The organism is Bacteroides sp. 1_1_14 (assembly GCF_000162515.1).
Lineage (GTDB): Bacteria > Bacteroidota > Bacteroidia > Bacteroidales > Bacteroidaceae > Bacteroides > Bacteroides thetaiotaomicron.
Genome location: NZ_GG774705.1, coordinates 537,822 through 548,939, shown reverse-complemented (window position 1 = coordinate 548,939; position 11,118 = coordinate 537,822). Strand labels below are relative to the sequence as shown.

3 protein-coding genes and 1 pseudogene are annotated in these 11,118 nt (G+C 45.3%); all 4 read left to right on the top strand.

The features are described from left to right. Position 1 precedes the first annotated feature (1 nt). The 4 genes and pseudogenes from HMPREF9007_RS12780 to HMPREF9007_RS12795 all read left to right on the top strand — a co-directional run bounded on the left by HMPREF9007_RS12780 (position 2) and on the right by HMPREF9007_RS12795 (position 11,093). The gene (locus HMPREF9007_RS12780; protein ID WP_008761619.1) at positions 2-1,435 is read left to right on the top strand and encodes a sialate O-acetylesterase; all 1,434 of its coding nucleotides are present in this window, start codon (positions 2-4) and stop codon (positions 1,433-1,435) included. Positions 1,436-1,444: 9 nt separating this feature from the next. Beyond that, on the top strand, positions 1,445-3,856 hold the full coding sequence (locus tag HMPREF9007_RS12785; RefSeq protein ID WP_032850371.1) for a DUF5703 domain-containing protein: 2,412 nt from the start codon (positions 1,445-1,447) through the stop codon (positions 3,854-3,856). 35 nt (positions 3,857-3,891) lie between these two features. Continuing rightward, positions 3,892-6,540, top strand: coding sequence for a glycoside hydrolase family 2 (locus tag HMPREF9007_RS12790; protein WP_008761617.1), 2,649 nt, complete (start codon positions 3,892-3,894; stop codon positions 6,538-6,540). 135 nt (positions 6,541-6,675) lie between these two features. Next, positions 6,676-11,093 (top strand): annotated as a pseudogene (locus HMPREF9007_RS12795) (two-component regulator propeller domain-containing protein). The last annotated feature ends 25 nt before the right edge of the window (positions 11,094-11,118 follow it).

Here is an 11,118-nt window from a genome sequence, read left to right as displayed (position 1 = left end):
AATGAAAAGTTCAAGAATTAAAACAAGCACAGTATTAGCAAGCTTTCTGCTCGCTGCCTGCCTGTCAATGCGTGCGGAAGTGAAACTTCCCGCTATTTTCTCTGACGGCATGGTGATGCAGCAACAAACCAATGCCAACCTTTGGGGAACGGCAACTCCGAATAAGAAAGTAACAGTCACTACCGGCTGGAACGGAAAACAATATGCAGTAACAGCAGACAAGAACGGCTCATGGAAACTTTCAGTCTCCACTCCGGAAGCCGGCGGACCGTATACTGTCACTTTCGACGATGGAACCCAAAAGACACTGAATAATATTCTGATAGGCGAATTATGGCTGTGCTCCGGTCAAAGCAACATGGAAATGCCGATGAAAGGATTCAAGAACCAACCTGTAGAGAATGCCAATATGGATATTCTTCGCAGCAAAAATCCTCATATCCGCCTGTTTACGGTAAAACGAACTTCTACCATTACCCCTCAGAACGACGTAGTCGGTTCATGGAAAGAAGCGGCTCCGGTCAGTGTCCGTGATTTCAGTGCGACGGCCTATTATTTCGGAAGACTGGTCAATGAAATATTAGAAGTTCCGGTAGGACTCGTAGTAGCAGCATGGGGCGGTTCTGCTTGTGAGGCATGGATGACTGCCGATTGGCTGAAAGCATTTCCGGATGCAAAGATACCTCAATCGGAAGCTGATATCAAATCGAAAAACCGTACCCCGACCGTACTCTATAATGGTATGTTGCATCCATTGATCGGCATGACCATGAAAGGAGTGATCTGGTATCAGGGAGAAGATAACTGGAATCGTGCCCATACCTATGCGGATATGTTTACCACATTGATTAACGGTTGGCGTGCCGAATGGAAACAAGGTGATTTTCCTTTCTACTATTGTCAGATAGCTCCTTATGACTATGGTATTATCACTGAAAAAGGTAAAGAGGTGATTAATTCTGCTTATCTACGGGAAGCACAGGCAAAGGTTGAACATCGTGTGTCTAACAGCGGCATGGCTGTACTGCTGGATGCTGGAATGGAAAAGGGAATTCATCCCGCAAAGAAACAGGCTGCCGGAGAACGTCTGGCACTCCTTGCACTGACAAAGACGTACGGAGTAGAGGGGGTGAACGGAGAAAGTCCTTATTACAAAAGTATTGAAATCAAGAATGATACTGTCGTCGTCAGCTTTGAACGTGCGAATATGTGGATCAGCGGTAAAAACTGTTTTGAATCGAAAAACTTTCAGGTGGCAGGTGAAGACAAGGTGTTTTATCCGGCGAAAGCATGGATCGAACGCAGCAAAATGCTAGTAAAAAGTGATAAAGTTCCGCATCCGGTAGCTGTCCGCTATGGATTTGAGAATTATGTGGAAGGAGATGTATATTGTGATGGGCTACCGTTGGGGTCTTTCCGTTCGGACGATTGGTAATTTGAAAATATGAAGAGATTTTATCTGGCTATAGCAATGATATTCGTTGGCGTGTCGGTTCTTTGGAGCCAGCATGCCAATGTCGTTTGGGATACTCCCAGCCGGAATTCCTCCGAATCGATGCCATGCGGCGGGGGAGATATCGGCATGAACATATGGGTAGAAGAGGGGGATATACTATTTTATCTGAGCAGAAGCGGTACGTTCGATGAAAACAACTGTCAGTTGAAACAGGGACGTTTTCGTCTCCGGTTATCTCCCAATCCTTTTGGAGACGCAAAGGATTTCCGGCAGGAATTAAAGTTGAACGACGGCTATGTTGAAATCTCCGCCGGAGGGACACAAGTACAACTCTGGGCGGATGTTTTTCATCCGGTTGTACACATTGAAGTGGTTAATGACCGGCCTTTGCAGGCGGAAATATTTTATGAAAACTGGAGATACCAGGATCGGCTGATCAGAAAAGGAGAGGGGCAGCAATGTTCCTATAAGTGGGCTCCTCCGAAAGGTACGGTAACATATGCCGACTTCATTTCATTAGAGAATTTATCCGAAAAGGACAGCAAACGCCTTTTGTTTTATCATCGTAATGCGGAAGAGACAGTATTTGACATAGCAGTTGCCCAACAAGGGATGAATGAAGTGAAGTCGCAGATGATGAATCCTCTTAAAAATCTGACTTTCGGAGGGTATCTGTCAGGAGAGAATCTGGAATATACAGGCACTTCAGACAGTGTATATGCCGGGACCGATTACCGCACTTGGGGATTTCGTTCTTTGAAAGCTTCTAAAAAGCATCATTTCTCAGTTGTGTTACACACAGAACAGACGGAAACCGTCACCCAATGGGAGCAAGGTCTGAAAACAGCCTGGCAACGAATTGCCCCACAAGGAAAGATATCGTCTAAAGTGGTATCACAGGATAAAAAACAAACCCGCCTGTGGTGGAATGCTTTCTGGCAACGGAGTTTTATCGAAACGATCGGTGAAACCGAAAACAAGGAGAACAGCAAAGTAGAAAAAGAAGCCGGAAATAAAGAAAAGAGCGATGCGAAAGATGCATTGAAAGAAATCACCCGAAACTACACTCTTTTCCGTTATATGCTGGGCTGCAATGCTTACGGCAGTGTCCCCACCAAGTTCAACGGTGGTTTGTTCACCTTCGATCCCTGCCACATAGACGAGAAGCAGGCATTCACTCCTGACTACCGAAAGTGGGGAGGAGGAACGATGACTGCACAGAATCAGCGTCTTGTCTACTGGCCGATGCTGAAAAGCGGTGACTTCGACATGATGCCTTCCCAATTCAATTTCTATAACCGGATGTTGAAGAATGCGGAACTCCGCAGCCGTGTATATTGGCAACACGAGGGAGCCTGTTTCTCCGAACAGATAGAAAACTTCGGCTTACCCAATCCCGCAGAATATGGTTTCAAACGTCCGGATTGGTTTGACAAAGGACTGGAATACAATGCGTGGCTGGAATATGAATGGGACACTATTCTTGAATTTTGCCAGATGATTTTGGAAACGAAGAATTATGCCGATGCCGACATAACCCCGTATTTGCCTTTGATTGAAAGCTCGCTGACCTTTTTCGACGAACATTATCGGCTACTCGCTTCCCGTCGGGGACGTAAAGCACTGGATGGCGACGGACACCTGATACTGTTCCCCGGCTCTGCCTGCGAAACCTACAAGATGACCAACAACGCCAGCAGCACCATCGCCGCACTGCGAACTGTATTGGAGACTTACATCAAAATTTGCAACAATGAAAAGTGGCAAAAGATGCTGGAAACAATTCCTCCGGTTCCATTACGCTATATCGAAGTCAAGGATTCTCTTAATCGTCAGACTTCTACCATGATTCCAGTATGGAAACAAACGATTTCTCCCGCCAAAAGCTGGGAACGAATCAACAATATAGAGACACCACAACTCTACCCGGTATTTCCCTGGCGCATCTACGGAGTAGGCAAGGAAAATCTGGAAATAGCTCGTGATACCTATTTCTATGATCCTGACGCACTCAAATTCCGCTCCCACACCGGATGGAAGCAAGACAACATCTGGGCGGCCTGTCTGGGACTGACCGAAGAAGCCAAAAGCCTTTCTCTGGCAAAGCTATCGGATGGTCCCCACCGTTTTCCTGCCTTCTGGGGACCGGGATATGACTGGACACCCGACCACAACTGGGGAGGTAGCGGCATGATAGGACTTCAGGAGATGCTCTTACAAACGAATGGAGCACAAATACTTCTGTTCCCCGCCTGGCCCAAAGAATGGAACGTCCATTTCAAGCTCCACGCTCCGGGTAATACGACGGTAGAAGCAACTTTAAAAGACGGGAAAGTGACAGACCTAAAGGTATCACCGGAAAACAGAAAGAAAGACATTATTATAATGATAGAAAAATAGAAAAAATAAGCACAAATTACATAAATGAAAAAACTATGAATAAAAGACCGTTTTTAATTTTGTTCCTATTTCTGCTGCTATTCTCCTTCGGTGGGCAGGCAGCAGATACTTACCGTCCCGAAACATCGGTTGCCGGATTTATTCCGCTTCCCGATTGCGGGCGACAAGTATATAACTTCAATCCGGGATGGCGATTCTGCAAAGGCGATATCCGGGGGGCGGAAGCTGTAAATTTTGACGATCGTTCCTGGGAGGTCGTTTCTACTCCTCACACAGTAGAGTTGATGCCTGCCGAAGGTAGTGGTTGCCGCAATTATCAGGGCCCTGCGTGGTATCGCAAGTATTTCGTAGTTCCCACCGCAACGAAAGGACAGCGTGTACTCCTTCATTTTGAAGCGGCAATGGGAAAGCAAGTACTTTACCTGAACGGCAAACGTGTTCAGGAACATCTCGGAGGTTATCTGCCTTTCACGCTGGACTTGACGGCAAACGGCGTACAAGCCGGAGACTCCTGCCTCCTTGCCGTCTATACCGACAACAGCAACGATAAATCATACCCTCCCGGAAAGCCACAATACACATTGGATTTTGCTTATCATGGAGGTATCTATCGTGATGTATGGATGATTGCCAAGTCTCCGGTCGCCATTACCGATGCCATCGACTCCTGGACAGTTGGCGGTGGCGGCGTATTTGTTCACTTCGACAAGATCAGCGAAAAGAGCGCACAAGTATACGTAGAAACAGAGATTCAGAACAATAATACTCGTTCGGAATCCGTCACAGTAGAAACGACCCTTACAGATGCCGAAGGCAAGGTTATCAAACGTACGTCTAGCAAACTCTCTTTGAACTCCGGAGAAAAGAAATCAATCCGCCAGCAGATGGATGTGAGGAATCCGAAACTTTGGTCACCGGATGCACCATATCTATACAGAGTACAATCCCGTATAAAGAAAGGAAACCGTTCCATCGACGGAGGAACTACCCGTATCGGTATCCGCCTGGCGGAATTTCGTGGCAAAGAGGGCTTTTGGCTGAATGGAAAACCTTTCGGACAATTAGTTGGAGCCAATCGTCATCAGGATTTCGCATACGTAGGCAATGCTCTTCCCAATTCACAGCAATGGCGTGACGCAAAACGCCTGCGTGATGCAGGATGTACCATCATCCGTGTAGCGCATTATCCACAGGACCCATCCTTTATGGATGCCTGTGACGAACTCGGCATGTTTGTCATCGTCGCTACTCCGGGCTGGCAATACTGGAACAAAGACCCGAAATTCGGAGAACTGGTTCATCAGAATACCCGTGAAATGATTCGTCGTGATCGCAATCATCCTTCCGTGCTGATGTGGGAGCCTATTCTGAATGAGACCCGTTATCCACTCGACTTTGCACTGAAGGCACTTGAAATAACGAAGGAAGAATATCCATATCCGGGACGTCCGATAGCCGCTGCCGATGTGCATTCTGCCGGTGTAAAGGAACATTACGATGTAGTCTACGGCTGGCCGGGTGATGACGAAAAGGAGGACAAACCGGAACAATGCATCTTCACCCGTGAATTCGGAGAAAACGTGGATGACTGGTATGCCCACAACAACAATAACCGTGCAAGCCGCAGTTGGGGTGAACGTCCGTTGCTGATACAGGCACTTTCTTTAGCTAAAAGTTATGATGAGATGTACCGCACTACCGGTCAGTTTATCGGTGGCACACAGTGGCATCCATTCGATCACCAGCGCGGTTATCACCCCGATCCATACTGGGGAGGTATTTATGACGCTTTTCGTCAGAAAAAGTATGCGTATGAAATGTTCCGCAGCCAATCTTCGGCAAGCCTCCAACATCCGTTGGCAGAATGCGGACCGATGATATTCCTTGCCCATGAAATGTCACAGTTCTCCGATAAGGATGTCGTGATATTCAGCAACTGTGACTCCATCCGCCTTTCTATCTATGATGGGACAAAAACATGGACCAAACCTGTGGTACATGCCAAAGGTCACCTGCCGAACGCACCTGTTGTCTTTGAAAATGTATGGGATTTTTGGGAAGCACGCGGATACAGTTATACTCAAAAGAACTGGCAGAAGGTAAATATGGTTGCCGAAGGTATTATCGATGGGAAAGTAGTATGTACACAAAAGAAAATGCCTTCCCGGCGGTCTACCAAACTTCGCTTGTATGCAGATACTCAAAAAGTAAATCTGGTAGCGGATGGGTCGGATTTCATAGTGGTAGTTGCCGAAGTAACGGATGATAGCGGAAATGTACGTCGTCTAGCAAAGGAAAATATCGTATTCACGGTAGAAGGTGAAGGAGAAATCATTGGCGATGCAAGGATTGGCGCCAATCCCCGTGCCGTAGAATTCGGATCGGCTCCTCTGCTGATCCGTTCCACACGAAAAGCCGGGAAGATTAGAGTGAAAGCCCACGTGCAATTTGAAGGAACTCAGGCTCCGACTGCAACTGAAATGGAATTTGAAAGTGTTCCTGCGGAACTTCCTTTCTGTTATGACGAGAAGTACTGTATTGGTCAGAAAACATCCACATTAACTGTAAAAGCCGGTTCGTCCGAGAGTGCAACTGAAGGCAAAGTGCAACTGACGGAAGAAGAACGGCAACGGGTGTTGGATGAAGTGGAACGGCAACAGACTGAATTTGGAATAGAAAAGTAAATTTGAAAAACTTGACCGCAGATTTGTGCATGGCAAAACAAGGTTATCAATCTGGATTTATTATCTGCTAATTTGAATTTTACCCGAAAAATAGTATCTTTGATGCAAGATTCATTTCCACTAATATAATATACAATGAAGAAACACTTCTTTTTGATATTTATGTTTCTCTTGATGACGAGAATCTGTGCTTTTGCCTACCCTAACATGATCGTTGAACATTATACGGCTGAACGAGGCTTACCCAATAACATTGTCAATTGTACACTGAAAGGGCAGGACGGATTTGTATGGTTCGGCACCTGGTACGGACTATGCAGTTTCGACGGTACCAAATTCCGTTCCTATGATAATCATGACGGATTTTACTCAGCAGATATTCCTCCCCGTAAGATTCAGCGTATTGTAGAAGACCGGAACGGATACCTTTGGATCAAGACTATCGACCGCAAACTCTATCTGTTTGATAAGAAACATGAAAGTTTCCACGCAGTGTATGACGATGTAAAAGAGTACTCTGAAAATATTCAGATTATCAAGATACAGACGACAGATGACGGAGACGTACTGCTGCTGACCAAAGATAAAAGCCTGCTGCGTGCAAATACAGACCAGAACGGTAAAATCACCATGAAGCAGTTGCACGATTCGCGTCCCAATGTCAACGTCTACGACTTACGCCTCAAGCATAATGTGTTTGCGAAACTGCCGAGTTTATCAATTGGATCGGTATGGACTATCAGATTCTTTCATTAAGAAAAGGAGAGGCTTTGAAAGATAAACCTGTCGATTTCATTCAAAAGAAGGTTTCTGCCGATCCGGACCAGTTCACTTGTGCTTCCTACAGTTCCAAATTTTTATGGCTGGGAGATAAGAACGGACATATTTATAGCGTCGATCCGCAAAATGGAGTAGTCAACCGTTACGAAATACCGGAAATTGATCAACCGATTTCCAATATACTGGTCACTGAATCAGGATTAATGTATATCACCACCGTTGATGGTGCGTATGAATATAACATCGGCTACAAACAACTGACCAAACTACCGTTCTCCATCGCAGGGAAAAAAGTAGGAATGATATTCAATGACAAGTATGACAAAATTTGGTTTCAGGAAGGTAATGAGGCATTGACGTACTATGATCCTCTGAACAAAAGCAATCATCGCTTTCCTTTCCCCAAACAAAATGCCATCGGTAACTTTGAAAAGCAGGATGCCGGTGAACAGGGTATGTTTTTCCTCACCCCCGGTGGAGAAATTCTGCTCTTCGACAGGGAGAAACTGGAAATGACCCGTATCAATCAACTGAAACCTTTTTCCGACGACCTTCCCGATCAGCTCTTCTTTCATCTGCTGCTGGATAAAGACGGTATTCTTTGGCTGGCATCTACAGGCAGCGGAGTATACAAAGTCAACTTTCCAAAGAAGCAATTTCAACTGCTGACAGAAGTTTCTCCTGTCCCTGTAGACACAGAAAGAGCGACCTCTTGGAATCAGGGGATACGTGCACTGTATCAGGCTAAGAATGGAGACATCTGGGTCGGTACCCGTTGGCAGGCACTTTATCGTCTGGATAGCAACGGACAGATAAAGCAGGTTTTTACGGATCAGAATTATCTGATAGGCGCCGTATATCATATCATGGAAGATAAAGAAGGAAACTTATGGTTTTCCACTAAGGGAAACGGACTTGTCAAAGCCGAACCGGATATGAACTCACCGCACGGTCTGCGCTTTACCCGTTATAAAAATGATCCTAAGAATCCGAATACTATCAGTAACAATGATGTATATTTCACATATCAGGATAGTCAGGAGCGTATCTGGGTCGGTCTGTTGGGCGGCGGGCTGAACTTGATTTCCGAAGAAAATGGAACGCTTGTATTCAAGCATAAGTACAACGGACTGAAACAGTATCCCGCTTATGGTCTGTATATGGAAGTCCGCACAATGACGGAAGATGAAGACGGGCGTATCTGGGTAGGTACGATGGATGGTCTGATGTCTTTTGACGGACATTTTACGACTCCCGAACAGATTCAGTTTGAGACGTACCGACAGATCAGCGATCGTTCCAATGTGGCAGACAATGACATTTATGTACTATATAAAGACAGTGATTCGCAAATTTGGGTGAGTGTATTCGGCGGAGGTCTGAATAAGCTGGTCCGCTATGACAAAGAAAAACGTGAACCGATATTCAAGTCATATGGCATACGTGAAGGAATGAATAACGATGTGGTCAAGTCCATCGTGGAAGATAAAAACGGAAATTTGTGGTTTACTACCGAGATTGGTCTGTCCTGCTTTAATAAGGCGACAGAGCAGTTCCGTAACTACGACAAATACGATGGTTTCCTGAATGTTGAACTGGAAGAAGGCAGTGCGTTGCGTGCATTGAACGGAGATTTATGGCTTGGTTCGCGACAGGGGATTCTGACATTCTCTCCTGATAAACTGGAGACACAACATACCAACTATGACACCCGTATCGTAGACTTTAAAGTATCCAATCGTAATCTGCGAAGTTTGAACGACTGTCCGATTCAAAAGTCTATCACATACACCGATGCACTTCAATTGAAGTATAATCAGTCTATGTTCACAATCGAATTTGCCGCATTAAATTTCTACAATCAGAATCGCGTATCTTATCGTTACATACTCGAAGGGTATGAGAAGGAATGGCACTATAACGGCAAAAACCGTATTGCTTCTTATACCAATGTTCCTCCCGGAGACTACGTATTCCGTGTAGAAACGATGGATGAAGCTAATCCGGAACTTGTATCCACACGTACATTAGCTGTCACCATTCTCCCGCCATGGTGGCTGAGCTGGTGGGCTACTCTTATCTATGTAATCCTTGGCATTGCGGCCCTCTATTTCGGTCTGCGCCTGGCCTTCTTCATGATTAAGATGAAGAACGATATTTATATCGAACAGAAAGTCTCGGAAATGAAAATCAAGTTCTTCACCAATATTTCCCATGAGCTTCGTACTCCTCTGACACTGATAAAAGGGCCGATACAAGAACTGAAGGAAAGGGAAGAGCTGTCTCCGAAAGGATTGCAATATGTGGACCTGATGGAAAAAAATACAAATCAAATGTTACAACTGGTCAATCAGATTCTTGATTTCCGAAAGATTCAGAATGGCAAGATGCGCCTGCATGTATCATTGATCGATTTCAATGAAATGATAGCCTCCTTCCAAAAAGAATTCCGTGTACTTTCGGAGGAAAATGAAATCAGTTTCACCTTCCAGCTACCGGACGAACCGATTATGGTATGGGCAGATAAGGATAAATTGAGCATTGTTATCCGCAACGTCATATCGAATGCGTTCAAATTTACCCCTTCCGGTGGAAGTATTTATGTAACTACCGGATTGACGGATGACGGAAAATCCTGCTATGTACGAGTAGAAGACAACGGTGTCGGCATTCCGCAAAATAAGCTGAGTGAGATTTTCGAGCGTTTCTCACAAGGAGAGAATGCGAATAATCCACATTATCAGGGTACAGGCATCGGGTTGGCACTTTCCAAAGAAATAGTAAATCTGCATCATGGTATCATCCGTGCCGAAAGTCCGGAAGGGCAGGGGGCCGTGTTTATTGTAGAGCTATTATTGGGCAAGGATCATTATCGTCCGTCGGAAGTAGATTTCTATGTCAGCGATACGGAAACTGCTCCTGCCGCTACAGACAAGGAGATGGTTATCGATTCCGAAAAGGAACCGGAGGAGGAACTGGAAATTGACGCTTCATTACCGACTCTTCTGCTGGTAGAGGATAATAAAGACCTTTGCCAGTTAATAAAACTGCAATTGGAAGATAAATTCAACATCCATATAGCCAATAACGGCGTAGAAGGTCTGAAGAAAGTGCATCTGTATCACCCGGACATCGTAGTGACCGATCAGATGATGCCGGAAATGGATGGACTGGAAATGCTGCAATCTATCCGGAAGGATTTTCAGATCAGCCATATCCCTGTCATTATTCTGACAGCCAAGAACGACGAAGGTGCCAAGACCAAAGCGATCACTCTGGGGGCGAATGCATATATAACCAAGCCATTCAGCAAAGAGTATCTGTTGGCACGAATCGATCAGTTGCTTGGCGAACGGAAACTGTTCCGCGAACGTATCCGCCAGCAGATGGAGAACCAGACGACAACGGAAGAAGACAGCTACGAACAATATCTGGTAAAGAAAGATGTGCAGTTTCTTGAAAAGATACATCAGGTGATCGAGGAAAACATGGACGACAGTGATTTCAATATTGATACGATCGCATCCGGCATCGGACTGAGCCGTTCGGCATTCTTCAAAAAGCTGAAAAGCCTTACCGGACTGGCACCTGTCGATCTGGTAAAGGAGATTCGCCTGAATAAATCGATCGAACTGATTAAAAATACGGATTTGAGTGTTTCGGAAGTGGCGTTTGCTGTCGGATTCAAAGATTCAGGCTACTATAGCAAGTGTTTCCGCAAGAAATATAATCAGACTCCCCGTGAATATATGAATGAATGGCGGAAAGGATAGAAAGACCGATTACAAAATACTTTCT

What these genes read in the sequence shown, in the direction of transcription:
- HMPREF9007_RS12780 (WP_008761619.1), top strand. Translation starts at nt 2, where the DNA reads ATGAAAAGTTCAAGAATTAAAACAAGCACAGTATTAGCAAGCTTTCTG.
- HMPREF9007_RS12785 (WP_032850371.1), top strand. Translation starts at nt 1,445, where the DNA reads ATGAAGAGATTTTATCTGGCTATAGCAATGATATTCGTTGGCGTGTCG.
- HMPREF9007_RS12790 (WP_008761617.1), top strand. Translation starts at nt 3,892, where the DNA reads ATGAATAAAAGACCGTTTTTAATTTTGTTCCTATTTCTGCTGCTATTC.